This is a genomic window from Pseudomonas alcaligenes (genome assembly GCF_041729615.1).
Taxonomy (GTDB): Bacteria; Pseudomonadota; Gammaproteobacteria; order Pseudomonadales; family Pseudomonadaceae; genus Aquipseudomonas; species Aquipseudomonas alcaligenes_B.
On record NZ_CP154874.1, the window covers coordinates 3,492,892 to 3,518,799 of the forward strand.

The window sequence follows — 25,908 nt, forward strand, 5'->3', positions numbered from 1 at the left end:
TGGCGCCGCGCTCGTACCTCGCGACGGCGCGCAAAAGCGCCCAGGAGAAGGCGCGGATCACCATAGGAAGCGCCCTTTCTCAAACGGCACACCCTGCACAAGGGTTCCTTTCTGGGGCTGTCCTGGGGGCTGCGGGGCGGCCTCCTGCTGCTGGCCCTGGCGAGGCTCGGGCATCTGGTCACGTCCACTGCCCCGATCGGCGATCGCCGGATCGAAGTAGCCGTGCTCAACGGTGTTCTTGCAGAAGGAAAACGAGGTCTTGTGCCACGTGCCCTGCTGGGTAAAGCACTCGCAGATATAGGCCCGGTCGCCGGCCCGCACGACCCGATAGCGCTTGCGGTTGCGCTCTATGTAGCCCTCATCACGACTCATCACGCAGGACAGACGCGGGTAGGTCTTGGGCTTGGTCAGCTCGTCATAGATGGGCGCCGAGCTGGGGATATCGGGGATGCGCGGAGTGCGCAGGGCGACGTATTTCTGCGGGCTGATCGGCTCTTTGTCGCTGGCGGCGCCGACCGGGTTTATCAGGGAGCCGACCTGGCCTTTGACCTGCTCGACCAGGCCCTTTTCCTCAGCGGGCGCGCTGGCTTCCAGCTGGGGTTGCTCCTTGCCCAGCTCATAGCGCTCATAGGCGCGGTAGACCATGAACACCGCGCCGAGGATCACCGCGCCGGCCAAGAGGAACTTGGTCGGCAGTTTGGTCTGGAAGTGATGGCTGGCGTTGCTGCTGGTGTAGACGCTGAAGAACTTGCGATCCAGGCGGACGGTTTTCTTGTCGGCATCCTTGAAGCTGCTTTTGACCTCGACCTTCTCGATTACCGAGTCAGACTCGAAGCGCAACAGCTGGGAGGACTTGAACACCCGCCAGTAGTGAATGTGGCCATTGCACAGGCGGCGTAGGTGCACGTCGATATAGCGCGGGTCCTGGGTGACGAGGTGAACCTCGTGGCCCTGATGGCGCATGGTCTCGAAGCGGCTGATGTGCTCCGGTGGCCGGCCTCGGGTATCGCGGGCACCGAACCAGCCCTGCGCCTCATCCACGACGATGATCGAGTCTTGCGGCAGCTGGAACCAGAGTTCGGGATCTTCGAAGTGGAACCATGCTGCCCGCAGCAGTTCGGGCTTGAGGCCGTTGATGTTGTGGAAGTAGACCGGGCGGCCCTCATTGAACGCCTTTTCATCCACTTCGCGGATGGTGTTCAGGGTCTTGCCGTGACCGGGCTTACCGGTGCGGATATAGAGCATGGGGCGGCCTCCTTATGCTTCGATGGAGGTGCCGCCCGGCTTGCGCCAGACCTGGGCACGACGGCGATCCTGGGCCTTGTTCAGACCGGCGATCACCAGCCGCGTGGTCACCGCGGCGAGGAAGATGTTGATGGCTACATCGATCTTGGCCAGCCCGAGAATCTGCTGGATCACCAGGGTGCTGGAGCCCATGCGGCTGACGACGTAGCTGGTGACCTGTTCGAGCAGGACGTTGTAGCCGACATAGGACACGAAGCCGATGCCGACGAGACGAAAGATGAAGTTGATCAGAGGCTGGACCATCATGAAGACCAGCTGAGCTACCCATAGCCAGACAGGCATTACTCACCTCCCGTAGCGCGGCCGACATACACGGCGAAGAAGACCCCAGCAGCAGCCACGATCAGATAGGACAGGTCGCTGGCGAACTGGCACAGCGGCTCATAGGTGAAGGAGAAGGTGCGGCCACCGTTGGTGGTCAGGCTGACGGTCTTGTCGGGCGGGCAGCTGCTGGGCAAGAAGCGGGTGCCCTCGCTGAACATGCCGCCGAGGTTGATCTCCTCGTCATCCTCGGGAGCAAAGGCCGGTTGATCGAGAAAGTCGGCGATCTCGTCGGTCTGGCCAGGGAAGTTGTTGGCGGCTACGTCAGCGCAAAAGGCGTTCTTCTGAAATTGCAGCTGGGCGCAGGCGATGGCATCACCGGAGCAAGAAAGCGGAGTGTCGCAATTAAGGCCACTAGCACCGGTTCCGCCGGTATCGCCGCCGCCAGTGTCTCCACCACCGGTATCGCCACCGCCTGTGTCACCGCCTCCGGTATCCCCGCCCCCAGTGTCACCACCGTCGCCGGGATCACCACCGCCGGTGTCGCCACCATCGCCAGGATCACCGCTGCCGTCGCCGGGATCGGTGGAGCAGCCCTCGCCCTGCGGGTTGGTGTCGCAAGGGTCAGGCTCCGGGGGTGGCGGAACGTCGGGGATCGGCTCTCTGCCGACCGTGGTGCAGGCCGTGCCGTCGAGGTCATAGGTGACGTTGGCGAAAATGACCTCGTACTTGGGATCGGTGTCGGGCTGGCCGAAGAGGTCTTGACCGGTTCCGCCAGGATTGACAGTGCCGGTGCAGCCGCTGAGGCAATAGGTCTGCGGCAGAGGAAAGCCGAAGGCTACAAAGCTCGGATCACCTACGGCGACTTCTTCACGGCCCAGCGGCCAGGTAAGGGTGTCGGTAGTGCCGGCCTCGCAGGTGGTGCGGTAGATAAAGCAGGGGCGGCCAGCAGTGCATGAAAACCCCTGGCCATAGAACATCTGGCCGTCATTGCGCTTGAAACTGAAAAGACAAACATCGCGGTTAATAGCGCCGCCGGACTGAGGGGCGGCAGCAGTGATGGTGCCGTTACTCGCGAACGCTTGAGCAATGGGGATGGCCGCATCGCAAGCGGCCTGGACGTTGTCGTAATACTCACCGTTGACCTCTAGCTGCCAGGTAGGGGCGGCACGGACGGATTGAGAGGCCAGCAGAAGGAAAAGAAACAGTAGGCGGCGCATATCTACACCCGCCCGAAAAACAGCGCCCACAGGGCGGCGATGGTGACGATCAGGACAAACCATTCTTGAGACATGGCAGTAGTTCCAGCTGGATAAGAAAACCCCGCCGGAGCGGGGTTGTTCTTGCCCGGCACGGGACGTGACGAGCAGGCTTACAGGGCGCGACGCATGTACTTGAAGGCCGCAGCGGCCACCAGTACGCCGAACACGGCCCAGCCGATGGTGCCGACGTCAGTGCCGGCGGTATCCAGGGCGGTGGTAGCGCTGGCCGGGACAGCGGCGTAAGCCTGCTGGATGGACAGGACACCAACAGCAGCAGCGGCGCCGAGGGTGCGTTTCAGGTTGTGCAGGTGTTGCTTCATGGGTGATACCTCATTGCTTGAGTACTTTTTTCAGGACGAGGAAGCCGAACACCAGGGCGAACAGGGTGATTGCTTCACCTTGCAGCTCGGCCACGTCATCCCAGGTCAGGGCAGTCCCGTAGAGGGCCTGCATTTCCTCCTGGGTGAGGCTGACCAGAGTTCCGGTGCAGATGGGTTCACCACCGGCACCGACGCTCCAGGCGCCCTCACACGCGAGGAAATTCACAGGGGGCTCCGGCAGCGCGGGCACGCCTGAATCAGTTGCCAGTCACGCGCAGGGGCGCAGGCGTAGCAGTGATTGCAGAAGATGCGCACCATCGGAGCCGCCCTCTAATCAGGACTTGGCGGCGTCAGCCGGGGCAGCCGGCTTGGCGGTCTGGTTCGGTTGCTGAGTCGGGCGCTGGGCCTGCTCGCGGGGCTTCACCGACTCGATGTGCAGGGCGAGATTCTTGCCCTTGTTCTGGCCGCCACGGTCCACCTCGAAGGTGATGCGGACCATTTCCAGCGGCTCGAAGTGAGCGCCAGCGGCGAACACCTCGTCGGCGTGGTCATCGGCCACAGCCATGCCGATGATGGACAGGCCGTGCTCGGTCTTGCCGTCCGGCTCATCGCCGTAGAAGACCTTCACGTACTTCGCGCCTTCCATTTCGGTTTTTTGGGTGCCCAGGAATGCGACTTCCATAGTGGAACGTGCCATGTGTGTTACCTCGCTAGTGGTGCGCCTGATTGCGCGGTTTGCCTTTCAGCAGGCCGAGCGAGTCCACACGGGCGAACTGTTCAGTTTTTCGCCCGAGGGGTTTCTCGGTTTGCCGGGGTTTTACAACTCGGCCAATGCGCGGGCCGTTATCGCGTCAAACACCAAGGGCCACGGCCCTTGTCATCCCGTGTCGCCACCGTCGCCCGGGACTGGCGGGCCAGTCCCGGACGCCGGCGGCGATGGACTTTCAACAGCGGGGGCTGCTGGGGTGGCTTGGCCATTGTGTTGGAGCGAATCGCGATAGTGAGTGATCTTCATGCCGATCCAGGGGAAGCCGAACAGCACCACAACCAACAGCACGACGGGCAGAAAGATGCCCCAAAAGAAGCGGGCCGATTGCTCCAACCGATGCTGCTCAGACACGGCTCAGCCCTCCAACTCGAACGGCTCCCGAATCGGCACGAAGGGCGTTGGATTGCCCGAGTCGTAGATAACGTGCCAGTACTTCGGGGGCCGGGGCGGTGGCGTATGTCTCGCGCAGATAAAAGCCGGTGTCGCCTTCCAGATTCCATCGACCTTGGTAACTGACGCGGGGCGGCATTGGTCGCAGGGTATGGACTGGCAGGGAGCGAACGCCGGTACGCGACGGGACCAGCACACAGAGCAGTCGCAGGTGGCGGGGTGCGGTCGGTGCAGATAGCGGTCGAGAGTGTTCATGGTTCATGCCGTCCACTCCTGTTCCAGCAGCCAGGAGCGCAGCAGAGCGCTATTGACCATGCGCAGCTTGCCGAGCTTCACCGAAGGGAGAATGCCGCGATAGACCCAAGCGCGGGCAGTGCCGAAGCTGATTCCGTTGCGCTCGGCCCACTTCTCTATTGGTTCTACATCCTGTTGTGGCCCAGCGAGCTTGCCGGGCTCCAGCTCTTCCAGTTCCATGCTCGTTCCGTCACTATCTGTGTCATTGCATACGGATTGACCCTATCCGTTTTGACTAGAGTCGAAACGAATCATATTCAGATAGAGTCAAATTGGATAGAGCTTATTTAGATCAATCTGGAATGATAAAAGAACGCGTTATAGCCGTGCTAAAGCACAGTGGCCTCAAGCTGCCTCAGCTGGAAGAGCTGACGGGCATCAGTAGGTACACCTGGAGCAATCTGAAAAATCCGGCGAAGGCACGAGAGATCAAAGCAGAGGAAATTGAGGCAGTAGTGAAGCTCTACCCTCAGTTCGCACTCTGGATCGTCAGTGGCAATGTGCATCCAGATTGTGGGCAAGTAAGTCCTGAGTACGAGACGGCGAATTCAAACTTGCGCAGTCAAAACGCGGGATAGCGATTACTCAAGAAGTAGCTAGGCGCTGGTACGCCCGTAGAGACAGGAAGCGAGATTGATGACAGGGACGAAGCCTCAACGGGAATACATGGTTTCCACGCACATGGACTCTGACTCAGGCGCTGAGTCAGTTCTACCGAACCATCTCTATCAGAGTGCAAGCGATGCGACTTGTGGATAAAGATCGGCCAAAAGAAAACTTCAAAGAATTCACCGTCGATGCCGCTCTCCTGAGAGAGCTTGGTGAACGATTAGTAGGCAAACCCCACGTTGCTTTGTCTGAGCTGGTGAAGAACAGCTATGACGCCGATGCAACGGAGGTCGAGATTCTCTTCGGGGACGACAGCATTACCGTTTCGGATAACGGGACGGGGATGAGTCCATCCGATTTCGTCGATCACTGGTTACGTGTAGGCACCATACACAAGCAAACCAATACAGTTACTCCTCGAGGCCGAATAGTTACTGGATCGAAAGGTATCGGACGCCTATCAGTTCAGTTCTTGGGCGAGCAGCTAGAACTGGAATCCAAGAAGAAAGGAGAGCGTTACTTTGAGGCAGTAGTGGATTGGCCTGAAAATATAGGCGCAGGCGACCTCATACAAGCTGGTGCATATGTATTCCCGAGTGATTCAGGAAATCCAATAAGCGGAAGATTCGTGACTGGGACTTCCGTGACCATTCGAGGCTTGAAGCAGCAATGGGGCAAGGCAGAGTTAAGAGAACTAGCAAGAGATCTTTGGTTCTTGCAGCCCCCTGAGATGCTTTTGAAGTCACTCGACCAAAAAGACAAATTTAAGATCACCCTCAAGGGTGTTGCAGATGATGAGGAAAGAAGCTTTTCCGATCAAATGCATCAAGCTTTCGAGAATTGGATTGCTGTTATAGAGGGTGAGCTCAAAGACGGCAGCAAAGGCGGGGGAAGCAAAGTAAAAGTCACCTTCAAGAACGGTGATGAGTACAATGCATCGTACAAACAAAATACTTCTCTTCTCGATAGTGCTCGCTTCAAGATATATGTATTCAAATTGTCAGGAAAACAGACGGGAGGCATTGAGGTAACGGCGGCACGAAAGTATTTCAGGAAGCATGGTGGGATTCATGTGTATGACAATAACTTCCGCCTTCCATTCTATGGGGGGGAAGAGCAAGATTGGCTAGGTCTTGAGTATGATCACTCCCATCGACTAAATCGATCTGAGTTATTGCCGCCTGAATTTCAAGTTGCCAGCGGTCTCAATGACCTACCAACCAACGGCCGGATATTCGGCTTGGTACAAATTTCCACCTCTCACGAGCGTAAAGTTGCTGCTCAAGCTCAGCTTAGGAGAGGCAACTATCTCAACGTGCAGGTCACTCGTGACAGGCTAATTGATAACGATGCCTTCAAGCAGCTGGTCAATACAGTTAGATGGGCGCTGGACTTCTATGCAATGCGCTCTTTCGAGAGAAGGCAGAAAGAGAAGCTATCCAAGCGGCTAGAGATCCCCGAAACGGAGACCAAGTCGACGGAGATCCAAGAGCAACTCTTTCAAATATCCTTGAGTGCACCCGCCCAGGTAGCCAAGCAGATAGAGAAAGTCTCTGAGAACTTGAGAGAGCTCAGGGAGCTGGAAGATCAGCGAAAGAGTGCAATCAATGCAGAGCGCGTTCTACTGGCTGCGTTAGCTACTACAGGTATGGCTGCGTTGGCAATGGAGCATGAGCTGCAGAAGGAGCTCGTCGTTCTGTATAACATCAAGGATCAACTCAAATCGAAGCGAGGTGCTTTGAACGAGACCAAGATCATTGACGCTTTGGATAACTGGGCGGAGCGAACGACAAGGGCAAGAAAATTATTCTCGCCGCTCATGAACGAGTATGACCGAGACAAAAGAAATAAATACAAGGCAAGGAAAGTCATTGACCAGATCGTGAAGAATTCCGAAGCCGTCATGCGCGACGTGAGCGTCGAAGTGGACATTGCTTCCGATCTTCAGTTGCCAGAAGCGACCTTTGCCGGCTGGAATGCGATCTTTCAGAATGTTTTGATCAACGCCGTAAACGCGATGATCGATTCGAAAGTTAGAAAAATTCATTGCTCTAGTGAATTCGACGGCGGAGAGCATGCCATTTACGTTCAAGACACTGGCGCAGGCGTTCGACTGCACGACAGTTCCGAACTTTTCAAACCATTCGTACGTCGCCTCGAGATACCTGAAGAAAGAAAGAGCTTGGGCTTGGGCGGCATGGGCATTGGGCTAACCATCGTCAAGATGGTGGCTGATTCTTTGGGCTGCGAGGTTTCATTCGTAGAGCCCACTCCCCCTTTCAAAACAGCTTTCAAGATTTCATGGAGCGACCAGTGAACATATTGATATTGGATGACGATCAAGCGCGTGCAGAGGATTGGAAGCTAGAGATAAGTAAGAGCTTAGGCGATGACGCAAGCATAAAAGTTTACGACAATGCTGATGTCAGTCGCGTAATTTCCGAGCTTCACCAAAAAAGACTAAAAGCTCGTGAGGGGAATTATCAGACAGTAGTCGAACTTGACGAAATTGACTTGCTCATAGTCGATTATGACCTTCTCGGCTTGGATACCGAGGGACGTTCTGCTTGGTCAACAGGCGCTGAAGTTGCATATGCAGCAAGATTGATGTCGAAGGTCGGGCCAATCGTCGTAGTCAACCAATACGGAACGAACTCTTTCGATCTAACAATGCGTAGAACATCTCCTTCCTACGCAGATTTGGATTTAGGCAGCAAGCATATTACGAGCCCAGAGCTTTGGAAGGATGAGGGTTTCGAGGGTTTTAGACCCTGGCATTGGCCAAACCTACGCCGTGAGCCTTCTAGATTCAGTGAGTTGTCAAATTTCGTTCTGGAGAATCTAGATAAGCCAGTTGTTGAGGTTCTTAGGCTGGAGCTATCCGACTACGATTCGTCTAGATACGTTTCGCCCGAACTATTGGCAAGGTTGGGGTTGAGTCGCGAAGATGGCATGACTTTTAGGCAGCTTCTCGTAGGTTCTCAGAAAGAGGATGGTAAATACCAACCCAATGCGATAAGTGTATTCAATATACTAGAGAAAGACGCAGAGCTGGTGAAAGACATGCCCCCGGATGTTCTATCTCGACTTGGTGCTGCCGTGCTTGGTCATTGGATGGAAAGGCTGATCCTTCCTAATCAGGAGCTAATAGCAGATGTTCCTCATCTGGCTTATCAGTTTCCGTGGCTTCTAGAGAGCCCAGAGAACCAGGATGCTTGGCAAAATTTGGCAAGGTTAGATCGTGCTCTAGGCCTCAGGCCCGAACTCGAAGATCATAAAGTCTATCCGGCTTGCCTGACTAGCCGTCCTGCTTATTGGGCTAAACAAGCTAGACGAGAAGTTGGCATGCCTGAAGGTTTTTCCATGGCAAGGATTCCCAATCTTGCATTTTGCGAGGACTCATCCACCTTCATGGATAAAAGAGAATGCAAGTCTTTCCCTAGTGACCTTCAAACGTTCGATAGAGAGCGTTGGGTTTTGGATGATTTGCTTGCTGGAGGTGAAAAAGTAAATTATGAGCCACAAGCATATTTGCTGATGTAGGGTGGGAGACACATGGATAGGTCAACTGCCGAAGAGCTAGCAAAGTTTCTTGTTAATCTGCACACTCAGAAACGGCGCGACTTTCCCAATCATCCTGCTCTGGGAAGCTGCAATAGATTCATGCAGAAATATGCCCAAGGATATAATAGTGAGATATTTTTTGCTGATGATGGGCATGGATTGCAAGGAAGGATCAAGGCGATGCTCATTGAGCCAAGAGCTGGAATGGAGACGCCTTATTTACTGATAGATTTAGAGCCGACGGATGGGTTAATAAAGATATTTAGGCTTTTGGTTACCAGGCATGGCAACCTAAATGCAGAGGTGGTCTTCTTGAAAGTAGAAGGAAATAAAAGCCTTTCTTTCGGCTTCAGATATGAGCATCCAGATATATTTGACGGGCCTGGAGGGAAAAAGCACGCATTCTTTCATGTACAACCAATCAAAGCAGCTCGTATTGGTGGAAGAGATGTTGATCTACCTGGGGCAACCAGCTGGCTTCCTACGAGCACTCCAACGTTCTTCATGATGGCTAGCAACGCGTGTGAAGTAATCTTATATGCCATACATTCTGCGTGTGGTTGGGAGTGCCTGGAAACCTTGCGAATCGACAGTTACGTACTCCGTAGGTTTCTGATGACAGGGGATGGGGCAACAAGTGCCTTCTGAGGAGGAAAAGGCGACGCTTAGGATGAAGGCCGTAAGAAGGGAAAGCACGCGGCCTGAAATTCTAGTGCGCAAGATCCTTCATGTAGCGGGGCTTAGATTCCGCATAGCCAAGAAGCCTTTGCCTGGCACTCCAGACATCGTTCTAACCAAGCATAAGACGGCCATCTTCGTGCACGGTTGCTTCTGGCATCGTCATTCTGGCTGTCGCTATGCGACAACGCCGAAAGCTCGACAAGAGTATTGGCTGCCTAAATTCGCAGCTAATGTTGAGAGAGATGCAAGAAAGGCAGCCCAACTAGAAACGTTGGGCTGGAGGGTGTTAGTGGTATGGGAGTGTGAGACGAGGAATATGACAGCCCTCGAGGAGCGCCTTAGGCGGGAGTTTGGCCTTCCTGCTTCGTTTGCTCTACCTGCTCAAGATGGCGCTGAATGCTCAGGCCAATGATTTCGCCCAGCCTCACGGGAACGGCATTTCCAATCATTCGGCCTACCGCTTTGAAGGTAATTTTCTCTGGTGGCATGAATTTGTAGTCCTTAGGAAAGGACTGCAAGGTGGCTGCTTCTCGCAGAGAGATTGCGCGGTCTTGTTCTGTGTCGTAGTGACCAAAACGGCCATTCCCAAAGCCATAGCAAAGGGTGGTCATGGTAGGACTTGGCTCGCTTCCGACCATGCGTCCGTAAACGCTGGGGTAAGTTTTCCCACTGGCTTTTTTGTGACAGTCAGCTCTTAGCTCTTCTGGCCAGTCTTTCCAGGTCCCGCCTGGCTTAGCTTCCCGAATTCGCCGTAGGTTGGTGGCGTTGAGACTGGCTGCTCGATGGAGTGGGTCACGAGGATCACACTGACCTGCGGCTAGCTTCGGTAGGTCGCCAATGGCCTTTTCGACGCTGACCGGCTGCTCATGAGTCTTGGGGATAATCTCAATCGGCCCTAGCTTGGAGGCGAGCAGAACGTGGCGTCGGCGCTGCTGCGGTAATCCATAGTCGACACAATTGACCGTGTCGGCCCAAATCTCGTAATTCTCTTTGCGTAACGCCGCGACAAAGTCGTGATAGACCTTGTGCTTGGTCACGTCTGGCACGTTCTCCATGGTCACCAATTCGGGCTGGATGGCCTTGATCAGCTTTTCGAAGGAATAGAGAAGGGGCCACTTGACGTCGGTAGTGGTGTCCCGGCCTTGGTTGTAGGACGAGAAGGGCTGGCAGGGAGCACAGCCAGCAAGAAGCTTGATGCGGTTTGGACGATACCAGGCAGCGACGTCTTCTGTTTTGACCAGCGCTACGCTCTCTGCAACGAACTTGGCGCCATTGTTCGTCTCATAGGCATACTCGCAGTTGAGATCGATGTCATAGCCAGCTCGAACGCTGATGCCTGTCTTGAGCAAGCCCGCGGTGAGCCCGCCAGCTCCACAAAAAAGATCGACGGCGTCTATTTGATGCATGGTAATGGCCTCCTAGCGGAGGTCATTCTAGCGGCTTCGGCTCGAAAGATCGAGGTCGAGTACTGAAAATTTATACATGCTTTTCAGCTTTTTCGAGAGCCGCTTTGAGCTCCTCAATGCTCAGCCAGTGGCGGGTTGCATGCACGACGCGATGGCAGTTAGCACAGAGAAGAGCTAGGTCAGCTAGGCGTGTTTTTTGACCGGATTCTAGAGTGTGGAGTGGGCGGATGTGATGGACATCGATCAGCCCTAATCCAGCTGTTCCATAGCGTTGCTGGAAGTCGAATCCACACGCCTCACAAGCCAGTTTTCCATGCTTAGCTAGAGCTTCCTTCTTCTTGTCTTCCACGAGTTTTCGGCTTCTTTCTCGCAAACGATGAAGGCGAGTAAGCACCTTGCCTTCAGCAGCTTCGTGAATCTCCGGCTCATCCAAACCCTGCAGTTGGTGGCCTAGTTGCTCGTCTGCATTCACTGCGGCGCGGATGCTGAAGACTATCGACGCAAGCTTCTTGGGTGAGGAAGCGAATTCGTTCCAGACGACCTCTTCATCCTTGTTGCCTTTGATTAAGCCTTTCTTGCCGTCTTTGGTGTAGTCGGGGTCCCAGCGCCGGAAGTTGCCGAGCTTCATGTAGACGCCGTTTGGGTTGCGGAAGCTGGCGGATGAGGTAATACCCAGCGCCTGCCCCATCTTGCCCAAGAATTGGGAAAGCTCCTGCACATCGGGGTGATGCTTGGATGGCAGCGATTCACGATGCCGGAGGTAGAGGTCTAGGGCAAGAATGAGCTCGTCACGGCTCCAGGCGGGATTCGACTGGGTGTTGCTTAAGGTCGGTTGAAAGGGCGGGGTGTTGTTGTGCATTGATGGTATGCGGTTCGTCGTAGTGGCGCGCTGATAGTATCAGCTCGTCTAGGTTGGAGATCGAGGAGGATGCAGAGAATGGATGCAAGACAAATGGAGCTGATGGAGTCACTCATACGCCTGTCCCAAGCTCTTGTGCGTGGGCGATCGGAGCGTTGGTGCATTCGCTTATGGAGCCGCTACATCAAAGCAAGGGATCGTCATCAGTGTGTGCGCTGCCAGTCAAAGGAGCGCATTCAGGCGCATCACATATTTCGGCGTTCACTTTACCCGTGGGGGTGGTATCAGCCAGGCAACGGCATAACTCTGTGCCATGAGTGTCATTGGATGTACCACGAGGGCTTCAACGGTCGCCCTGATCTGAATCAGCCGATTGATGCGCAAGGTGGGGACAACCTGGACGATGTAGCGTACTCATTCTGGCTCCTCCTTGAGGACGCTAGGGATCAAGGGCTCAGCGAGGACGAGTTCTACTTCTTCGAAGATCACATGCTCTTCTTTTTCGTCCGAGTGCAGGGGTATGAGTTCTTTTTGGATGCGGTGGCGCAAGGGCAGATAACTCGTCTGAGGATGGCATACGAAATTTGGCGTCGATCGGGAGAGATGGTCATCAATGACTTCATAAAAGCCAACATGCCGAGTTGGGGCGAAGGTGAGCTTTTCATCTCCATTTGAGCAAGAGCTGAGGCATGCGAAGGCCCGTCTTGCTGCTGCTGTCAGTACTGAGCGCTCCGACCGGTGGTGCCTGACGCTCTGGAGTCGGTTCATCCGCTTGCGAGATGGGGGCTGCTGTTTGAACTGTGGCGGCATGCAGAGGGTGGAGGCTCACCATGTCTTTCGGAAGACGATCTACCCCGCGGGGCGCTTCGAGCTGGGGAATGGCGTGTCACTTTGTAGGAAATGCCACTGGCTGCTGCATGCCGAGTTCAATGGCAGGCCCCTGCCTAATGAGCCGCTCAATGCTCGAGGAGGTGACGACCAGGAAGAGATGGCCTTTCTGTATGGCCTCTTGGCTGATAAGGCTGATGAGAGTGGGCTGGACCATGACGAGTTCTACTTTATCAGCGATGACATGCTTCGTTTCTTCAATCAGTGGCAGGGGTATGACGAGCTAGTTCAGGCATCCGGCGTCAGCCGGCTGAGGAGGGCTCATGAGGTGTGGAGAAGCATGCCCCAGGAGTGGTACAAACAGCTGGCGGATGAGATGGGGCGAGTTCTGCTGAAGGCTGGCCTAGCCCGGGAGGGCGGGCCATAGGTGTCGAAGCAGTGTCGAAATCGTAGAGCCGAAAAGGCACGAAACCAGCCTTGAGCTTGCATGGCACCCTCGGAGTGTGAGGCTTTGCGACGAAACGGAACGGCAAGAATAGGGTTCAAATCCCTATCTTCCCGCCATTCATAGAAAGCCCCTGAAATCCTCGGATTTCAGGGGCTTTTGCGTTTCTGCCGGGTCATGGAGAGGCCGTGCATGCGCTTGTCGCGGTTTTCTGTGTCTGTTTTGCTGTTTATTTGCTATTTTTGTATCAAACGAACATCAGGAGGGCGCCATGAGTGCACTCAGCAAGCCCGGTGTCGACGCCGAAGCCGTCCTGCTCAAAGCCCTGCTCAATACCCGTGAGCAGCTGGGGCTGACTCAGCAGGAGTTGGCCGCTATCGTCGGCGTGAATCGTTCCGCCATCAGCCGCTGGAGCGACAGCGGTGGCCTGCGTCCGCAGAGCAAGACCGGTGAGCTGGCGCTGCTGCTGATCCGCATCTACCGCGCCCTGTTCGCCCTGTTCGGTGGCAATCTCGAGGACATGCGCCACTTCCTGCGTACCGAGAACCGGCATCTGGCCGGCGTGCCATTGCAGCAGATGAGCCAGGTGCAGGGGCTGGTGCGGGTGGTGGAGTACCTCGACGCCATTCGCGGCAAGGTCTGAGCCTACTTTTCCCGTTATCCGCCGTGGCAGATTGAGCGAGTCCCGATATGGATATCTGGCAGGCCTGCGCCGGCGCAGAACAGATGATTCCCCTGCGCGGTCGCCTGGTGCGGCTGGTGGAGAATCAGGAACAGGTGGCCACCTTGCAACTGGTGGAAAGCCTGGAGGAGCAGGCGCTGCTCGAGCAACTGCTGGAGACCAGCAAGCCACCACTGCCGCCCAGTGCCGAACCCCTGCATTACCTGTTGCACACGCCGTTCCGCTACCCGCCGCTGCGCTGGGGCTCACGCTTCGGCCGGCGCCACGAGCCAAGCCTGTTCTATGCCGCCTGCCGGCTGGAAACGGCCATGGCGGAGACCGCCTTCTATCGCTTCGTGCTCTGGCACGGCATGGTCGAGCCGCCACCGAGCGGGCGGATTGTTTCCGAGCATTCCTCTTTCGAGGCGCGCTATCAGGTGGAGCGCGGCATTCGCCTGCAGCTACCGCCTTTCGATCGTCATCGCGAGGCGCTCACCCACCGCAGCGATTACCGCGCCACCCAGGCCCTGGGCAGCGCCATGCGCGAGGCGGGGGTGGAGGCCTTCGAGTACCCCTCGGCGCGCTGCCCGCAGGGCGGCAACAACGTCGCGCTCTATGCCCCGGCCGCCTTTGGCGAGAAGCGCCCGCGCAACCTGCAGCCCTGGTTGTGCGAAACCACCGCCGGCTATGTGGCGTTCAAGAGCGCGCAGGCGCCGGACACGCCGCGCCTGTTCGCCCTGGACCTGTACCTGCTGGATGGCGTGCTGCCGCAGCCAGCCTGATTCAGTGCTGGTGCTCGGCGGCGGGTGCGTCCCTCTGCACGGCCACCTCGACCTCGATGTCGCCGGCCTTCTCGAAGCGCAGGGTCAGCGGGAAGCGCTCGCCGTCCCTGGGCTGCTGGCGTACGCCGAACAGCATGACGTGATAGCCCATGGGCGCGAACTGTACCTCGGCGCCGGCCGGCACGCTCACGGCCTGGATCTGCTGCATCTTCATCAGACCATTCTGGTGCAGGTGCTCGTGCAGTTCGGCCTTCTGCGCCAGCGGGCTGCTGACGCCGATCAGGCGGTCGGCCGCGCCGCGGTTGTGCAGGACGAAGAAGGCCGCGGCATTCGGCGCGCTGGGTGGCATGGCGCGCGCCCAGGGATGCTCGATGTGGATCTGTCCGGCGCTGTAGTCGTGGGCCTGAGCCAGCAGCGGCGCCAGTAGCAAGGCGGCCAGCAGCAGAAGTTTGGAAGGGTGCATGAGGGGTCTCCTCGTCGGGATAGGTGTGCCGAATCTGCGCGTGCCAGGGGCTGCGCTCGGTATGGTCGGCGGGTGTGCGGGGCGGCGAATGGGTGGGGATGATCAGTGTGCCGGTGAGGCGCGTGGATTGGCCGAGGGCCAGCAGTGGCGCGGTGACGCCCGGTGTGGCAGTGCGCGCCGTGGGCGCAGACCCGCCCGGGGCTGCAGCAGCCAGGCGAGGGCGAACAGCAGGCCCAGGCAGACCAGTGCGCTACCGCTCAGGGCACAGCTGAACGGGTTACCCGCGGAGGTGGAATCCAGGTCGTCGGCGAAGCTAGCCCCGTGATGGTCGTCGGCGGAGCAAAAGAGACCGCTGCCGCTCAGCTGCAGTCCGCTGGACTGGCCATGGGCGATGGCGCAGGCGGCCAGGTTGCTCAGGATGCACAGGCAGAGCATCCAGGCGGTGGCAGCGCGACGTGACGGACTGAGGTTCATGGGCAGCGACTCTAGCATCGCCGGCCAGCCGGCAGAATCCCCCCGGGCTGTGCCCGGATGCCGCAGCAGAGCGCTCCGAAACGGGGCGAAGCGCGGCCTTGAGCGGCGCACTTGTGCACAATCGCGAGGCAGCTTGTCAAGCTTCTGTCACAAAGCGGCGTAACCAGCTGATTCTGCGCGGCTATTTTTTAAGATATTGAAAAATAAAGAATTTTTCTGTTGGTGAAAAAAGCACCAGTTTGAGCGGGAGCCCCATTCCTTGGGGGATGGGCAAGGTTTTCACCCAGTTGTCCACGGAGTTATCCACAGCTTCTGTGGATTTTCTAGAGTCTTTGTTCTAGAGCGCCTTTTACCGTGCTTGGCAAGTCTTTACCCGGCAAAAAAAGAGAGTAGAGTGGCGCGCCCCGCAGTCAGCCAATGCTTACATGAAGTCTCGCGTCCTGCTCGCCGCCCAGCCGCAACCCGCCCCGACCACCCGCCTGCCGATCCGCCTGGCCCTGTGGCTGCTCGATCGTCCGCGCCTGGGTCATCACGCCAGTATCAAGCGCATCGCCGGACGCCTGCTCAAGCAGCCGGCGCGCCAGGGGGTGGTCGCCGCGCAGAGTCGCCTCGGCCAGCTGCTGTGCCGTGACTGCGGCAACGCGCGCGACCGCCGCATCGGCCTGGAGCTGCTGCGCCAGGCCGCGCGCGCCGGAGACCTGCGCGCCCAGCTGGAGCTCGGCCGGCATTTCAGCCAGCCGCGCCAGCGCGAGCCGCTGCAGGCCCGGCACTGGCTGGAAGCCGCCGCGGCGCAGGGCTCGCACGAGGCGCAGCGGCAGCTGCAACGTCTCAACCCCTGAGGCGGCGCGGGTATACTGGCTGGCCTATCCGACCCGACAGCGAGCCCGCCCGTGCCTGTGTCCTTCGTTCCCGACTTGCCCAACCTGTTGCTCGGCATTCTGCTCGGCGCAGCGCCGCTGGCCTTCCTGGCCTGGCGCCTGCAGCGTGGCCTGGCGGCCCAGGCCGCCGAGCGCCTGTTGCAGGAGGAGCGCCTGAGCCAGCTGCGTCTGGCCCACGACGGACTCGCCGCCCAACTCGACGGTGCCCTCGACGACCTGCGCAGCCAGCAGCAGGAAGGCGCTCGCCAGCAGGCCGAGCTGGCCGCCCTGCGCCGCGAGAGCGAGCTGCTCGGCCGCGAGCGCCTGGAGGCGCAGGCCACGGCGCGGGAGTGGACGCGCGAGCGCGAACTGAAGGAGGCCGAGCTGCGCCAGCTGGAAAGCCAGCGCGCCGCCCTGGCCGCCGAGCTGCGCGAGCAGCAGGAACACCAGCAGCAGCGCCTGAGCGATCTGCAGAACGCCCGCGACGAGCTGCGCGCGCAGTTCGCCGAGCTGGCCGGGAAGATCTTCGACGAGCGCGAGCAGCGCTTCGCCGAGACCAGCCAGCAGCGCCTGGGCCAGCTGCTCGACCCGCTCAAGGAACGTATCCAGGCCTTCGAGAAGCGCGTCGAGGAGAGCTACCAGAACGAGGCGCGCGAACGTTTCTCCCTGGCCAAGGAACTGGAGCGCCTGCAGCAGCTCAACCAGCGCCTGGGCGACGAGGCGACCAACCTGACCCGTGCCCTCAAGGGCCAGAAGACCCAGGGCAACTGGGGCGAGCTGGTGCTCGAAAGGGTGCTGGAGCACGCCGGCCTGGAGAAGGGCCGCGAGTACCAGACCCAGGTCAGCCTCAAGGGCAGCGACGGCGAGCGCTTCCAGCCGGACGTGCTGATCCAGCTGCCAGGCGACAAGCAGGTGGTGGTCGACGCCAAGGTCAGCCTCACCGCCTACCAGGCGCTGGTCGCCGCCGAGGACGAAGCGGCGCGCGCCAGTGCCCTCAAGCAGCACGTGCTGAGCCTGCGCAGCCACCTCAAGGGCCTCTCGGTGAAGGACTACCAGCGCCTGGAAGGCCTGCACAGCCTGGATTTCGTGCTGCTCTTCGTACCCATCGAGGCGGCGTTCGCCGCCGCCCTGCAGGCCGACCCGGGGCTGTTCCAGGAGGCCTTCGAGCAGCATGTGGTGATCGTCAGCCCGACCACCCTGCTGGCCACCCTGCGGGTGATCGACAGCCTGTGGCGCCAGGAGCGGCAGAGCCAGAATGCCCGCGATATCGCCGAGCGCGCCGGGCAGCTGTACGACAAGTTCGTCGCCTTCATCGCCGATCTGGACGAGATGGGCGGGCGCCTGCAGCAGCTGGACAAGGCCTATGCGGCGGCGCGCAACAAGCTGTGCGAGGGCCGCGGCAACCTGATCAACCGGGTCGAGAACCTCAAGCTGCTCGGCGCGCGTGCCAGCAAGAGCCTGCCGGCCGAGCTGATCGAGCGCGCCGCCGGTATGCCGCAGCTGGACGAGGCGGGCGAGTAGGTCAAGCCAGCAACAGGGCCGCCAGCCCCAGCAGCAGGCCCAGGGCCATCACCGGCAGGGTGCGCAGGGCCAGTTCGCGGCCGCCGAGCAGGGCGATCAGCGCGGCCTTGACCAGGCTGTTGCTGAAGGCCGCCAGGTAGATGCCCTGCACGGCCAGCTCGCTGCTCATGTCGCCCTTGGCGCTGCGCGCCAGCGACAGGGTGATGGCGTCCACGTCGCTCAGGCCGGACAGGATGGCCACGCCCCACACGCCGGCATCGCCGAACCAGGCGCGTGCTGCCTCGATCAGCAGCAGGATCAGCGCCAGCAGGGCGGCGAAGCGCAGGGCCGGGCCGAGCTCGAAGGGGTTCTTCAGCGGCGGCTCGACCGCTTCCTGCAGCTCGTCGCCGGCGATGCGGTAGAACACCAGGGCTCCCGCGGCGTACACCAGCCCGGCCAGACCCAGCGGCAGCAGCAGGTGCGGCAGCAGCTCGGCGTTGACCAGGCCGACCTCCAGCAGCACGCGCGGGAACATCAGCGCCGAGGTGGCCAGCAGCGCGCAGGTCAGCAGGGCGCGCAGCTGGCGGCCGTCATGCAGGCGCGAGAGGGTCATGGTCATGGCGGTGGAGGAGACGATGCCGCCGAGCAGGGCAGTGACCAGCAGGCCATGGCGGGTGCCGACCACGCGGATGGCCACGTAGGCGGCGAAGCCGATGGCGGCAATCAGCACCACCATCCACCACACCGCGTAGGGGTTGAAGGCCTGCCAGGGACCGTAGCCCTGGTTGGGCAGCACCGGCAACAGTACCAGGGAAATGAACAGCAGCTTCAGCGCGCCGGACAGCTCGGCCTCGGAGAGGCGGCGCAGGCCGCTGTGCAGCGGCTCCTTGAGGCTCAGCAGCAGGGCTACCACCACCGCGCCGGCGGCTGCCAGGCTGCGTTCGTGGGCCAGCGCCAGGCTGCCGAGCAGGAAGGTCAGCAGCAGGGCCACTTCACTGGTCAGCCCCAGATCGCCGCTGCGCCTGACTTCGCCGATGTAGCCGGCCAGGGCATGCAGCCCCACCAGCAGCAGCACGGCGATCCAGGCGGCCACGCCGAAGTGGCTGCCGAGCAGCGCCGCCAGGCCGCCGAGCAGGCCGACCAGGCTGAAGGTGCGGATGCCTGCCACCAGGTGCGTGTCGTCACTGTCGCGGGCGCGCCAGCCGCGCTCGGCGCCGATCAGCAGGCCGGCGGCGAGGGCGGTGGCAAGGTTGAGGGCAAGTTCGACGGCGGGCGACATCGGCGTTCCTTCGACGGGCTGATGGCCGCAGTCTAGCCCGCCGCGCCGGCCTTTCGCTTGCTCCAGATCAGGCTACGTCGACCAGCACCACCTCGCTGTCCTCCAGGGCGGTGACGCGCACCACCTCCTCGCCGGCGATGGCCACGCCGTCGCGCTCGTCCGCCGCCACGCCATTGACCTCGATGCGCCCCTTGGCCGCCACCAGGTAGCCCTTGCGCAGGCGGCCCAGGGGGTACTCGGCGCTCTGTCCGGCGGCCAGGGTGGCGGCGGCCATGCGCGCGTCGGCGCGGATGCGCAGGGCATCCTCGTCGCTGGCGTGGCCGCTGGCCAGGACCACGAACTGGCCAGCGCGCTCGCCGCGCGGGAAGGGCTTGGCGCCCCAGGACGGCGCCTCGCCCTGCTGGTCGGGGATGATCCAGATCTGGAAGATCTTGGTGGTGACGTCCTCCAGGTTGTACTCGGAGTGGGCGATGCCGGTACCGGCGCTCATCACCTGCACGTCACCGGCCTCGGTACGGCCCTGGTTGCCCAGGTTGTCGCGATGGCTGATGGCGCCTTCGCGGACGTAGGTGATGATCTCCATGTCGTGGTGCGGGTGCGGCGGGAAGCCCGAGCCTGCGGCGATCTCGTCGTCGTTCCAGACGCGCAGGCGGCCCCAGTTGACCCGCTGCGGGTCCTGGTACTCGGCGAAGGAGAAGTGATGGCGGGCGTTGAGCCAGCCGTGGTTGGCATGGCCGAGGGTGGCGAAGGGGCGGACTTCGATCATGGCGAGACTCCAGTGACTGCAGCGCGGCAGTGCGGTGCAGGAATGGCTGCATGATCTATCGATTTATAGTTGAATAAAAGCGCAAAAAATCCAGTTTATAAATCTACTAATTAGATTGGTTTGGGCCGTGCCAGGCAGGCACGGCCCAAACCCAGGCCTTCGCAGCTTACAGGCGCGGGTAGTCGATGTAGCCGACCGGGCCCTGGGCGTAGAACAGCTCGGGGCGCGGCTCGTTGAGCGGGGCGTCCTGGGCCAGGCGTTCGACCAGGTCGGGGTTGGCGATGAAGGGGATGCCGAAGGCCACGGCGTCGGCCTTGCCTGCGGCCAGCCAGGCGTTGGCCTGCTCCTTGGTGAAGCGCTCGTTGGCGATCACCAGGCCGCCGAACTGCTCCTTGAGGTAGGGCGTCAGGCTGTCCTCACCTTCCTTCTCGCGGGTGCAGATGAAGGCCACGCCGCGCTTGCCCAGCTCGCGGGCCACATAGCCGAAGGTCTCGCGCGGGTTGGCGTCGCCCATGTCGTGGGCGTCCTGGCGCGGTGCCAGGTGCACGCCGACGCGGTCGGCGCCCCACACCGAGATGGCGGCATCGGTGACTTCCAGCAGCAGGCGCGCGCGGTTCTCCACGGAGCCGCCGTACTGGTCGTTGCGCTGGTTGGTGCTGCTCTGCAGGAACTGGTCGAGCAGGTAGCCGTTGGCGCCGTGGATCTCCACGCCGTCGAAGCCGGCGGCCTTGGCATTCTCGGCGCCGTGGCGGTAGGCCTCGACGATCTCGGCGATCTCCTCGGTTTCCAGGGCACGCGGAGTGACGAATTCCTTGATCGGGCGCACCAGGCTGACATGCCCGGCCGGCTTGACGGCGCTCGGTGCCACTGGCAGCTCGCCGTTTAGGTAGACGGGGTCGGAGACCCGGCCGACGTGCCACAGCTGCAGGAAGATGCGCCCGCCGTTGGCGTGCACGGCGCGGGTGATGTTGAGCCAGCCGCGCACCTGGTCTTCGGACCAGATGCCGGGGGTGTCCGGGTAGCCGACGCCCATCGGCGTCACCGAGGTGGCTTCGCTGAGGATCAGGCCGGCCGAGGCGCGCTGCACGTAGTACTCGGCCATCAGCGCGTTGGGCACGCGGCCTGCGTCGGCACGGCAGCGGGTCAGCGGGGCCATGATGATGCGGTTGGGCAGTTGCAGGCTGCCGAGCTTGAGCGGATCGAACAGGGTGGTCATGGTGCGGTCTCCAGTGGGTCAGTCCAGCAGGGGTTCGGCGGCTGGGATGCTGCCGAGGGAAGTCGTGAGCAGGGCGGCGAGCAGCGCCAGGGCGGCCAGCGCGGCGGCGGCCAGGGGCACACTGGTGAGGCCCAGGCCCTGGCTGATCACCAGGCCGCCGATCCAGGCGCCAAGGGCATTGCCCAGGTTGAAGGCGCCGATGTTGAGGGTGGCCACCAGGTTCGGCGCGGCCTGGCCGAAGTTCATCACGTTGACCTGCAGGGCCGGCACGGCGGCGAAGGCGGCCATGGCCCAGAGCAGCAGGTTGATTTCCAGCGGAACCAGCAGCGGGCTGCTCCAGCGTACCAGCGAGGAGAGCAGGGCCAGGGTCAGCAGGATGCCGGCCAGCGCGGTGGCCAGGTTCCAGTCGGCCAGGCGCCCACCGATCAGGTTGCCCAGGGTCAGGCCGACGCCGATCAGCAGCAGGGTCCAGGTGATGCCGCGCGGCGATACGCCGGTGACCTCGCCGAGCAGCGGGGCGATGTAGGTGAACAGGGCGAACACGGCGGCGGAGAACAGCACGGTGGTGCTCAGCGCCAGCCACAGGCCGGCGCCGCGCATGGCGGCCAGCTCGCCGCGCAGGTCGGCCGGCTCCTGCTGCTGATTGTTCGGCAGCACGCGCCACAGGCCGATAAAGGCGACGATTCCGATTGCTGTGACGGCCCAGAAGGTCGAGCGCCAGCCGGCGTACTGGCCGAGTGCAGTACCCAGCGGCACGCCGAGCACGTTGGCCAGGGTCAGGCCGGTGAACATCAGGGCCACGGCTGAGGCCTTGCGGTTCTCCGGCACCAGGCTGGCGGCGACCACCGAGCCGATGCCGAAGAAGGCGCCGTGGCAGAGTGCGGTGACCACCCGTGCGACCATCAGCAGCTCGTAGTCGGCGGCGGTGGCGCACAGCAGGTTGCCGATGACGAAGATGCCCATCAGGCCAAGCAGGGCCAGCTTGCGTGGCCAGTTGGCGGTGACCAGGGCCATGAACGGCGCGCCGAGGGCCACGCCCAGGGCATAGCCGGTGACCAGCCAGCCGGCGCCGGGAATGGATACGCCGAGATCAGCGGCCACCTCGGGCAGCAGGCCCATGATGACGAATTCCGTGGTGCCGATGGCAAACGCGGACAAAGCGAGGACGAGAAGCGGTAACGGCATGGGGCCGGCTCCTGAAACGAATCGGTGATGGAAGGGCCCGTCGTGCCGGGCCGGGCTCAGAGTTGTTGGTCGAGGCTTCTCAGGAAGGCCTGGATGACGGCCTCGTTACGCTTGAAGAAGCTCCATTGGCCGACCTTGCGACAGGTCACCAGGCCGGCGCGTTGCAGCGTCGCCAGGTGCGCCGAGACGCTCGACTGGGACAGGCCGCAGCGCTCGAACTTGCCGGCGCACACGCCCAGCTCCAGCGGGTGTTCCTGGTCGGCGAAGTGCTTTTCCGGCTCCTTCAGCCACTGCAGGATCTCGCGGCGCACCGGGTGGGCCAGGGCCTTGATGATTTCGTCGAGGTCGATGGAGTCGGACATGGCGGCGGACTGCGCGTATCGGATTGAGGCGAACTGTATATCGGGCTTTCCCGATGCGCAGATCGTTTGTTCCGATAGCGACTATCGACGCTGCTGATGGGCAGGCCGCGAGCCTGCGCGTGGCTCGCGGCCGGGGTGGGTCATTCGGCCAGCGGCTCGAACTCGTCCTTCACCCGGATCGCGCAGTCCGGGCAGGCGAAGTCGTCCGGCAGGGCGTCCCAGGGCGTGCCGGCCGGGTAGCCCTGGTGCGGCTCGCCGCGGGCCTCGTCGTAGCAGTAGCCGCATTCTGGACAACGGTAGCGGCTCATGCGGCGTGCTCTTGCAGGCCGTAGCGGCGCATCAGGCGCTCGCGCAGGCCCGGCTGGAAGTTGATGCGCGCCGCATCGCCCTGCACTGCCGCGATCAGCCGCGGGTTCATCAGGCGGAACCACAATGGCGGCACGTAGGCCAGCAGGTACATGCCGAAGTAGCCGCTGGGCAGGCGCGGCAGGTCGGGGAAGTTGCGCAGCGACTGGTAGCGCCGGGTCGGGTGGGCGTGGTGGTCGGAATGGCGCTGCAGGTGGAACAGCGCCCAGTTGGAGAACAGGTGGTTGCTGTTCCACGAATGGTGCGGCTGGCACACCTCGTAGCGGCCATTTTCCAGCTTGCGGCGCAGCAGGCCGTAGTGCTCCAGGTAGTTGGCCGAGGTCAGCTGGAAGGCGCCCCAGAAGGCGCTGAGCAGGAGGAACGGCAGGATCTGCCAGCCCAGCGCGGCCACCAGCGCGCCGTACAGCGCCAGGCTGATCAGCGCCGGCTGCAGCACCTCGTTGTCCAGGCTCCAGGGGCCCTTGCCACAGCGCGCCAGGCGTTCCCGCTCCAGCTGCCAGGCGCGGCGGAAGCCGCCCGGCATCTCGCGCAGGACGAAACGGTAGATCGACTCGCCCATGCGCGACGAGGCCGGGTCGACCGGCGTCGCCACATCGCGGTGATGGCCGCGGTTGTGTTCGATGTAGAAGTGCCCGTAGCAGGCCGGCGCCAGCGCCAGCTTGGCCAGCCAACGCTCCAGGGTGCTCTTCTTGTGGCCCATCTCGTGGCCCAGGTTGATGGCGAAACCCAGGCCGCCACCGGTGTTGATGATCATCGCCAGCAGGCCGGTTGCGCTCAGCGGCTGGCTGGCGACGAATACGCAGATGGCGATGAACGAGGCCCACAGCACCGGCACCAGCAGGTAGGTGATCCAGCGGTAGTAGGGATCGGCTTCCAGCGCCGGCACCTCGGACTCCGGCGGGTTGCTCGGGTCCTCGCCGATCAGCGCGTCCAGCAGCGGGATGCCGAAATAGAAGAACAGCGGCGACAGCCACAGCCAGAGTTCGCTGGGCGACACCAGCAGGTACAGCGCCGGGCCGATCAGCCCGAGGGTGGGAACGAACAGCGACAGCAGCCACAGCGGGCGCTTCTGGTCACGGTAGGGCAGGGCGATATCCATGTTGTTCTCTCCGAGGTTCTACGACCTGTGGCCAGCATGGACCGCATTGGTGTTGCGCAGAACCGTTGAGATGGGCAGAAAATCGTCATATGGTGACAGTCGAGCCCCGCGCCGGAAGCCGCCATGGAACCCAGCCTCGTCCCGCTGCAACCCTGCCTGCACCCGATCTACGCCCGCCTGTTGTGCGCCGCGCTGCGCCAGCGTGGCTTCGCCGAGGACGACATCCTCAGTGGCACCGGGCTGGACTGGCAGCACCTGCACCGCGACAACCGCCCGCTCAATTTCGCCCAGGTGCAGCGCCTGGTGCGCCGCGCCATCGTGCTCACCGACTGTCCCTGGCTGGGCCTGGAGGTGGGCTGCGCCACGCCGGTGTCGGCCCATGGCCCGGTGGGCTACGCCGCCGCCCTGTGCCCGGACCTGCGTGGCGTGCTGCAGGTGCTGGAGCGCTTCAGCGTGCTGCGTCTGTCCAGCCTGCGCCTATCCGGGAGCGTGGAGGGCGAGCACTACCGCATTCGCGTCGACGAGCTGTTCGACCTGGGCGATGTGCGCGAGCACATCCTCACCAGCCTGGCCGGGGTCTGCCTGCGCCTGCTGGAGGCGGTGTGCGGCGGTCTGCCGGAGGGGCGCCTGGAGTTCGCCTTCCCCTTCGCCGAGCCGCCCTGGGGCGCGCGCTATCGCGAGCTGCTGGGGCCGCACGTGAGCTTTGCCGCCGAGGCCTGCAGCGTCTGCCTGCCGCTGGCCTGGCTCGACCGGCCGAGCCTGAGCGCCGATGCCCAGGCCGCGCGCATCGCCCTGCGCGACTGCGAGCACCAGCTGCTCGGCACCCGCCACGGCGGCGACTGGACCAGCAAGGTGCAGCTGCGCCTGCTGGCCTGCAGCGGCAGCTACCCGACCCTGGAGCAGCTGGCCGAGGAGTTCCACTTGTCCGAGCGCACCCTGATCCGCCGCCTGCGCGAGGAGGGTGCGCATTACCAGCTGCTGCTCGACGAGGTGCGTCAGGAGCTGGCCTGCTGGCTGCTGCAGAACACCGAGCTGAGTGTCGAGGCGGTGGCCGAGCGCCTCGGCTATCGCGACACCAGCAACTTCAGCCGCACCTTCCGCCGCTGGCTGGGCATGACCCCCAATGCCTGGCGCAGGGCGGCCGCATGAACTACCTGGCGCACCTGCACCTGGGCGGCGACAGCCCGCAGCAGCTGCTCGGCAGCCTGTACGGCGACTTCGTCAAGGGGCCGCTGGTGGGGCGCTTTCCGGCGGACATCGAAGCGGCCATCCGCCTGCACCGGCAGATCGACGCCTTCACCGACCGCCACCCGCTGGTCGAGCGGGCGCGGGCACGCTTTCCCGCCGCACGGCGGCGCACCTCGGGCATCCTACTGGACCTGTTCTTCGATCATTGCCTGGCGCGCGACTGGGCGGACTACCACGCTGAACCACTGCCGCAGTTCACTGGCCGGGTCTACGAGGTGCTGGCGGCCCAGCGTGAACTGCCGGAGCGCCTGGCCTTCATCGCCCCGCGCATGGCGGCGCAGGACTGGCTGGGCAGTTACCGCGAGTTCGCCGTGCTGGAGCAGGTCATCGGCGGCATGAGCCGGCGCCTGTCGCGGCCACAGCTGCTGGAGGGTGCCATGCTGGAACTGGAGCGCCTGTACCAGCCGCTCAGCCGGGATTTCCGCACCTTTTACCCCGAGCTGCAGGCATTCGCCGCCTCAGCTGGCGTTGCGCGCCACATCTGACTCGCGCCAGGGCAGGGGATGGGGGGCCTTGAGGCGGGTCTCCAGGGTGGCGATGAACTCCAGCGCCTCGCGTTCACTGCGGAAGCTGACGCCGTGCTGGTCCAGGCAGACCTGCCAGCGTGGGCCGCTGGCGGTGCTGAGTTGGCGGATACGGATGTCCATGGCAGACCTC

32 protein-coding genes are annotated in these 25,908 nt (G+C 61.8%); 12 read left to right on the top strand and 20 right to left on the bottom strand.

Annotated features, from left to right (window positions below):
* Window positions 1–57: 57 nt before the first annotated feature.
* From AAG092_RS16890 to AAG092_RS16925, 8 genes are all read right to left on the bottom strand, one after another.
* A complete protein-coding gene (locus tag AAG092_RS16890) occupies window positions 58–1,245 on the bottom strand; it encodes a zonular occludens toxin domain-containing protein (protein WP_373387574.1) in 1,188 nt (395 codons plus the stop codon).
* Between the two features lie 12 nt (window positions 1,246–1,257).
* Window positions 1,258–1,587: a DUF2523 family protein gene (locus AAG092_RS16895; protein ID WP_373387575.1), complete on the bottom strand. Its 330-nt coding sequence runs from the start codon at window positions 1,585–1,587 to the stop codon at window positions 1,258–1,260.
* The gene (locus AAG092_RS16900) at window positions 1,587–2,786 is read right to left on the bottom strand and encodes a virulence factor TspB C-terminal domain-related protein (RefSeq protein ID WP_373387577.1); all 1,200 of its coding nucleotides are present in this window, start codon (window positions 2,784–2,786) and stop codon (window positions 1,587–1,589) included. The genes AAG092_RS16895 and AAG092_RS16900 overlap by 1 nt, the downstream gene beginning before the upstream one ends.
* A 152-nt stretch (window positions 2,787–2,938) precedes the next feature.
* Entirely contained in the window at window positions 2,939–3,148 is a 210-nt protein-coding gene (locus AAG092_RS16905; RefSeq protein ID WP_373387578.1) for a major capsid protein, read from the bottom strand.
* A 10-nt stretch (window positions 3,149–3,158) separates the two neighbouring features.
* Complete coding sequence (locus AAG092_RS16910) at window positions 3,159–3,374, bottom strand: hypothetical protein (RefSeq protein ID WP_110681690.1); 216 nt, start codon at window positions 3,372–3,374, stop codon at window positions 3,159–3,161.
* A gap of 108 nt (window positions 3,375–3,482) precedes the next feature.
* Window positions 3,483–3,845, bottom strand: coding sequence for a hypothetical protein (locus AAG092_RS16915; protein ID WP_373387580.1), 363 nt, complete (start codon window positions 3,843–3,845; stop codon window positions 3,483–3,485).
* A gap of 426 nt (window positions 3,846–4,271) precedes the next feature.
* Window positions 4,272–4,562 carry a DUF5447 family protein gene (locus tag AAG092_RS16920; RefSeq protein ID WP_373387581.1) on the bottom strand — a complete coding sequence of 97 codons (291 nt, stop codon included), beginning with the start codon at window positions 4,560–4,562 and terminating at the stop codon, window positions 4,272–4,274.
* Window positions 4,563–4,565: 3 nt separating this feature from the next.
* Entirely contained in the window at window positions 4,566–4,781 is a 216-nt protein-coding gene (locus tag AAG092_RS16925) for a DNA-binding protein (RefSeq protein ID WP_373387582.1), read from the bottom strand.
* 562 nt (window positions 4,782–5,343) lie between these two features.
* Between AAG092_RS16925 and AAG092_RS16930 the strand changes: the two genes are divergently transcribed.
* The 4 genes from AAG092_RS16930 to AAG092_RS16945 all read left to right on the top strand — a co-directional run bounded on the left by AAG092_RS16930 (window position 5,344) and on the right by AAG092_RS16945 (window position 9,867).
* A complete protein-coding gene (locus AAG092_RS16930; protein ID WP_373387583.1) occupies window positions 5,344–7,527 on the top strand; it encodes an ATP-binding protein in 2,184 nt (727 codons plus the stop codon).
* Window positions 7,524–8,753: a hypothetical protein gene (locus AAG092_RS16935; protein ID WP_373387584.1), complete on the top strand. Its 1,230-nt coding sequence runs from the start codon at window positions 7,524–7,526 to the stop codon at window positions 8,751–8,753. The genes AAG092_RS16930 and AAG092_RS16935 overlap by 4 nt, the downstream gene beginning before the upstream one ends.
* A gap of 120 nt (window positions 8,754–8,873) precedes the next feature.
* Window positions 8,874–9,422 carry a hypothetical protein gene (locus AAG092_RS16940; RefSeq protein ID WP_373387585.1) on the top strand — a complete coding sequence of 183 codons (549 nt, stop codon included), beginning with the start codon at window positions 8,874–8,876 and terminating at the stop codon, window positions 9,420–9,422.
* Window positions 9,400–9,867, top strand: a complete 468-nt coding sequence (locus AAG092_RS16945; RefSeq protein ID WP_373387586.1) for a very short patch repair endonuclease — start codon at window positions 9,400–9,402, stop codon at window positions 9,865–9,867. The genes AAG092_RS16940 and AAG092_RS16945 overlap by 23 nt, the downstream gene beginning before the upstream one ends.
* Here the strand turns inward: AAG092_RS16945 and AAG092_RS16950 are convergent.
* Window positions 9,794–10,861, bottom strand: a complete 1,068-nt coding sequence (locus AAG092_RS16950) for a DNA cytosine methyltransferase (protein WP_373387587.1) — start codon at window positions 10,859–10,861, stop codon at window positions 9,794–9,796. The genes AAG092_RS16945 and AAG092_RS16950 overlap by 74 nt on opposite strands.
* Before the next feature lie 70 nt (window positions 10,862–10,931).
* Window positions 10,932–11,720, bottom strand: a complete 789-nt coding sequence (locus AAG092_RS16955; protein WP_373387588.1) for an HNH endonuclease — start codon at window positions 11,718–11,720, stop codon at window positions 10,932–10,934.
* A gap of 78 nt (window positions 11,721–11,798) precedes the next feature.
* Here AAG092_RS16955 and AAG092_RS16960 point away from each other — a divergent pair, with 78 nt between their 5' ends.
* From AAG092_RS16960 to AAG092_RS16975, 4 genes are all read left to right on the top strand, one after another.
* Window positions 11,799–12,395: an HNH endonuclease gene (locus tag AAG092_RS16960; protein ID WP_373387589.1), complete on the top strand. Its 597-nt coding sequence runs from the start codon at window positions 11,799–11,801 to the stop codon at window positions 12,393–12,395.
* A 313-nt stretch (window positions 12,396–12,708) separates the two neighbouring features.
* Window positions 12,709–12,975, top strand: coding sequence for a hypothetical protein (locus tag AAG092_RS16965; protein ID WP_373387590.1), 267 nt, complete (start codon window positions 12,709–12,711; stop codon window positions 12,973–12,975).
* A gap of 289 nt (window positions 12,976–13,264) precedes the next feature.
* A complete protein-coding gene (locus AAG092_RS16970) occupies window positions 13,265–13,636 on the top strand; it encodes an antitoxin Xre/MbcA/ParS toxin-binding domain-containing protein (RefSeq protein WP_110681700.1) in 372 nt (123 codons plus the stop codon).
* A 47-nt stretch (window positions 13,637–13,683) separates the two neighbouring features.
* Window positions 13,684–14,436, top strand: a complete 753-nt coding sequence (locus AAG092_RS16975) for an RES family NAD+ phosphorylase (protein ID WP_373387592.1) — start codon at window positions 13,684–13,686, stop codon at window positions 14,434–14,436.
* 1 nt (window position 14,437) lies between these two features.
* Here AAG092_RS16975 and AAG092_RS16980 read toward each other — a convergent pair whose 3' ends face one another.
* Both AAG092_RS16980 and AAG092_RS16985 read right to left on the bottom strand, forming a co-directional pair.
* The gene (locus AAG092_RS16980) at window positions 14,438–14,899 is read right to left on the bottom strand and encodes a copper chaperone PCu(A)C (RefSeq protein ID WP_373387593.1); all 462 of its coding nucleotides are present in this window, start codon (window positions 14,897–14,899) and stop codon (window positions 14,438–14,440) included.
* 102 nt (window positions 14,900–15,001) lie between these two features.
* A complete protein-coding gene (locus AAG092_RS16985; protein ID WP_373387594.1) occupies window positions 15,002–15,373 on the bottom strand; it encodes a DUF2946 family protein in 372 nt (123 codons plus the stop codon).
* A 425-nt stretch (window positions 15,374–15,798) separates the two neighbouring features.
* Between AAG092_RS16985 and AAG092_RS16990 the strand changes: the two genes are divergently transcribed.
* Complete coding sequence (locus tag AAG092_RS16990; RefSeq protein WP_110681704.1) at window positions 15,799–16,212, top strand: tetratricopeptide repeat protein; 414 nt, start codon at window positions 15,799–15,801, stop codon at window positions 16,210–16,212.
* A 177-nt stretch (window positions 16,213–16,389) separates the two neighbouring features.
* Window positions 16,390–17,751: a DNA recombination protein RmuC gene (rmuC, locus tag AAG092_RS16995; protein ID WP_373389612.1), complete on the top strand. Its 1,362-nt coding sequence runs from the start codon at window positions 16,390–16,392 to the stop codon at window positions 17,749–17,751.
* Between the two features lies 1 nt (window position 17,752).
* On the opposite strand, the gene AAG092_RS17000 is transcribed toward rmuC, so the two are convergent.
* The 7 genes from AAG092_RS17000 to AAG092_RS17030 form a co-directional block, all read right to left on the bottom strand.
* A complete protein-coding gene (locus AAG092_RS17000; RefSeq protein ID WP_373387596.1) occupies window positions 17,753–19,009 on the bottom strand; it encodes an MgtC/SapB family protein in 1,257 nt (418 codons plus the stop codon).
* 67 nt (window positions 19,010–19,076) lie between these two features.
* Window positions 19,077–19,775 (bottom strand): pirin-like bicupin family protein, encoded by a 699-nt coding sequence (locus AAG092_RS17005; protein ID WP_110681706.1) that lies wholly within the window; start codon window positions 19,773–19,775, stop codon window positions 19,077–19,079.
* 166 nt (window positions 19,776–19,941) lie between these two features.
* The gene (locus AAG092_RS17010; protein WP_373387597.1) at window positions 19,942–20,991 is read right to left on the bottom strand and encodes an alkene reductase; all 1,050 of its coding nucleotides are present in this window, start codon (window positions 20,989–20,991) and stop codon (window positions 19,942–19,944) included.
* Window positions 20,992–21,009: 18 nt separating this feature from the next.
* A complete protein-coding gene (locus AAG092_RS17015; protein WP_373387598.1) occupies window positions 21,010–22,176 on the bottom strand; it encodes an MFS transporter in 1,167 nt (388 codons plus the stop codon).
* Between the two features lie 56 nt (window positions 22,177–22,232).
* Complete coding sequence (locus AAG092_RS17020; protein ID WP_373387599.1) at window positions 22,233–22,538, bottom strand: ArsR/SmtB family transcription factor; 306 nt, start codon at window positions 22,536–22,538, stop codon at window positions 22,233–22,235.
* Between the two features lie 140 nt (window positions 22,539–22,678).
* Complete coding sequence (locus AAG092_RS17025; RefSeq protein ID WP_021699389.1) at window positions 22,679–22,846, bottom strand: rubredoxin; 168 nt, start codon at window positions 22,844–22,846, stop codon at window positions 22,679–22,681.
* Entirely contained in the window at window positions 22,843–24,003 is a 1,161-nt protein-coding gene (locus AAG092_RS17030; RefSeq protein WP_373387600.1) for an alkane 1-monooxygenase, read from the bottom strand. The genes AAG092_RS17025 and AAG092_RS17030 overlap by 4 nt, the downstream gene beginning before the upstream one ends.
* 123 nt (window positions 24,004–24,126) lie before the next feature.
* On the opposite strand from AAG092_RS17030, the gene AAG092_RS17035 reads away from it, so the two are divergent.
* Window positions 24,127–25,152 carry an AraC family transcriptional regulator ligand-binding domain-containing protein gene (locus AAG092_RS17035; RefSeq protein ID WP_373387601.1) on the top strand — a complete coding sequence of 342 codons (1,026 nt, stop codon included), beginning with the start codon at window positions 24,127–24,129 and terminating at the stop codon, window positions 25,150–25,152.
* Window positions 25,149–25,736 carry an ACP phosphodiesterase gene (locus tag AAG092_RS17040; RefSeq protein ID WP_373387602.1) on the top strand — a complete coding sequence of 196 codons (588 nt, stop codon included), beginning with the start codon at window positions 25,149–25,151 and terminating at the stop codon, window positions 25,734–25,736. The genes AAG092_RS17035 and AAG092_RS17040 overlap by 4 nt, the downstream gene beginning before the upstream one ends.
* Here the strand turns inward: AAG092_RS17040 and AAG092_RS17045 are convergent.
* The gene (locus AAG092_RS17045; RefSeq protein WP_373387603.1) at window positions 25,710–25,898 is read right to left on the bottom strand and encodes a hypothetical protein; all 189 of its coding nucleotides are present in this window, start codon (window positions 25,896–25,898) and stop codon (window positions 25,710–25,712) included. The genes AAG092_RS17040 and AAG092_RS17045 overlap by 27 nt on opposite strands.
* Between the last annotated feature and the right edge of the window lie 10 nt (window positions 25,899–25,908).

What these genes read in the sequence shown, in the direction of transcription:
- AAG092_RS16980 (WP_373387593.1), bottom strand. Translation starts at nt 14,899, where the DNA reads ATGCACCCTTCCAAACTTCTGCTGCTGGCCGCCTTGCTACTGGCGCCG.
- AAG092_RS16975 (WP_373387592.1), top strand. Translation starts at nt 13,684, where the DNA reads ATGGATATCTGGCAGGCCTGCGCCGGCGCAGAACAGATGATTCCCCTG.
- AAG092_RS16950 (WP_373387587.1), bottom strand. Translation starts at nt 10,861, where the DNA reads ATGCATCAAATAGACGCCGTCGATCTTTTTTGTGGAGCTGGCGGGCTC.
- AAG092_RS16955 (WP_373387588.1), bottom strand. Translation starts at nt 11,720, where the DNA reads ATGCACAACAACACCCCGCCCTTTCAACCGACCTTAAGCAACACCCAG.
- AAG092_RS16970 (WP_110681700.1), top strand. Translation starts at nt 13,265, where the DNA reads ATGAGTGCACTCAGCAAGCCCGGTGTCGACGCCGAAGCCGTCCTGCTC.
- AAG092_RS17035 (WP_373387601.1), top strand. Translation starts at nt 24,127, where the DNA reads ATGGAACCCAGCCTCGTCCCGCTGCAACCCTGCCTGCACCCGATCTAC.
- AAG092_RS17025 (WP_021699389.1), bottom strand. Translation starts at nt 22,846, where the DNA reads ATGAGCCGCTACCGTTGTCCAGAATGCGGCTACTGCTACGACGAGGCC.
- AAG092_RS16930 (WP_373387583.1), top strand. Translation starts at nt 5,344, where the DNA reads ATGCGACTTGTGGATAAAGATCGGCCAAAAGAAAACTTCAAAGAATTC.
- AAG092_RS17005 (WP_110681706.1), bottom strand. Translation starts at nt 19,775, where the DNA reads ATGATCGAAGTCCGCCCCTTCGCCACCCTCGGCCATGCCAACCACGGC.
- AAG092_RS16920 (WP_373387581.1), bottom strand. Translation starts at nt 4,562, where the DNA reads ATGAACACTCTCGACCGCTATCTGCACCGACCGCACCCCGCCACCTGC.
- AAG092_RS17030 (WP_373387600.1), bottom strand. Translation starts at nt 24,003, where the DNA reads ATGGATATCGCCCTGCCCTACCGTGACCAGAAGCGCCCGCTGTGGCTG.
- AAG092_RS17000 (WP_373387596.1), bottom strand. Translation starts at nt 19,009, where the DNA reads ATGTCGCCCGCCGTCGAACTTGCCCTCAACCTTGCCACCGCCCTCGCC.
- AAG092_RS17020 (WP_373387599.1), bottom strand. Translation starts at nt 22,538, where the DNA reads ATGTCCGACTCCATCGACCTCGACGAAATCATCAAGGCCCTGGCCCAC.
- AAG092_RS16905 (WP_373387578.1), bottom strand. Translation starts at nt 3,148, where the DNA reads ATGAAGCAACACCTGCACAACCTGAAACGCACCCTCGGCGCCGCTGCT.
- AAG092_RS16990 (WP_110681704.1), top strand. Translation starts at nt 15,799, where the DNA reads ATGAAGTCTCGCGTCCTGCTCGCCGCCCAGCCGCAACCCGCCCCGACC.
- AAG092_RS16895 (WP_373387575.1), bottom strand. Translation starts at nt 1,587, where the DNA reads ATGCCTGTCTGGCTATGGGTAGCTCAGCTGGTCTTCATGATGGTCCAG.
- AAG092_RS16915 (WP_373387580.1), bottom strand. Translation starts at nt 3,845, where the DNA reads ATGGCACGTTCCACTATGGAAGTCGCATTCCTGGGCACCCAAAAAACC.
- AAG092_RS17010 (WP_373387597.1), bottom strand. Translation starts at nt 20,991, where the DNA reads ATGACCACCCTGTTCGATCCGCTCAAGCTCGGCAGCCTGCAACTGCCC.
- AAG092_RS16890 (WP_373387574.1), bottom strand. Translation starts at nt 1,245, where the DNA reads ATGCTCTATATCCGCACCGGTAAGCCCGGTCACGGCAAGACCCTGAAC.
- AAG092_RS16985 (WP_373387594.1), bottom strand. Translation starts at nt 15,373, where the DNA reads ATGAACCTCAGTCCGTCACGTCGCGCTGCCACCGCCTGGATGCTCTGC.
- AAG092_RS16900 (WP_373387577.1), bottom strand. Translation starts at nt 2,786, where the DNA reads ATGCGCCGCCTACTGTTTCTTTTCCTTCTGCTGGCCTCTCAATCCGTC.
- AAG092_RS16945 (WP_373387586.1), top strand. Translation starts at nt 9,400, where the DNA reads ATGGGGCAACAAGTGCCTTCTGAGGAGGAAAAGGCGACGCTTAGGATG.
- AAG092_RS16925 (WP_373387582.1), bottom strand. Translation starts at nt 4,781, where the DNA reads ATGGAACTGGAAGAGCTGGAGCCCGGCAAGCTCGCTGGGCCACAACAG.
- AAG092_RS17045 (WP_373387603.1), bottom strand. Translation starts at nt 25,898, where the DNA reads ATGGACATCCGTATCCGCCAACTCAGCACCGCCAGCGGCCCACGCTGG.
- AAG092_RS16960 (WP_373387589.1), top strand. Translation starts at nt 11,799, where the DNA reads ATGGATGCAAGACAAATGGAGCTGATGGAGTCACTCATACGCCTGTCC.
- AAG092_RS17015 (WP_373387598.1), bottom strand. Translation starts at nt 22,176, where the DNA reads ATGCCGTTACCGCTTCTCGTCCTCGCTTTGTCCGCGTTTGCCATCGGC.
- AAG092_RS16965 (WP_373387590.1), top strand. Translation starts at nt 12,709, where the DNA reads ATGGCCTTTCTGTATGGCCTCTTGGCTGATAAGGCTGATGAGAGTGGG.
- AAG092_RS17040 (WP_373387602.1), top strand. Translation starts at nt 25,149, where the DNA reads ATGAACTACCTGGCGCACCTGCACCTGGGCGGCGACAGCCCGCAGCAG.
- AAG092_RS16940 (WP_373387585.1), top strand. Translation starts at nt 8,874, where the DNA reads ATGCAGAAATATGCCCAAGGATATAATAGTGAGATATTTTTTGCTGAT.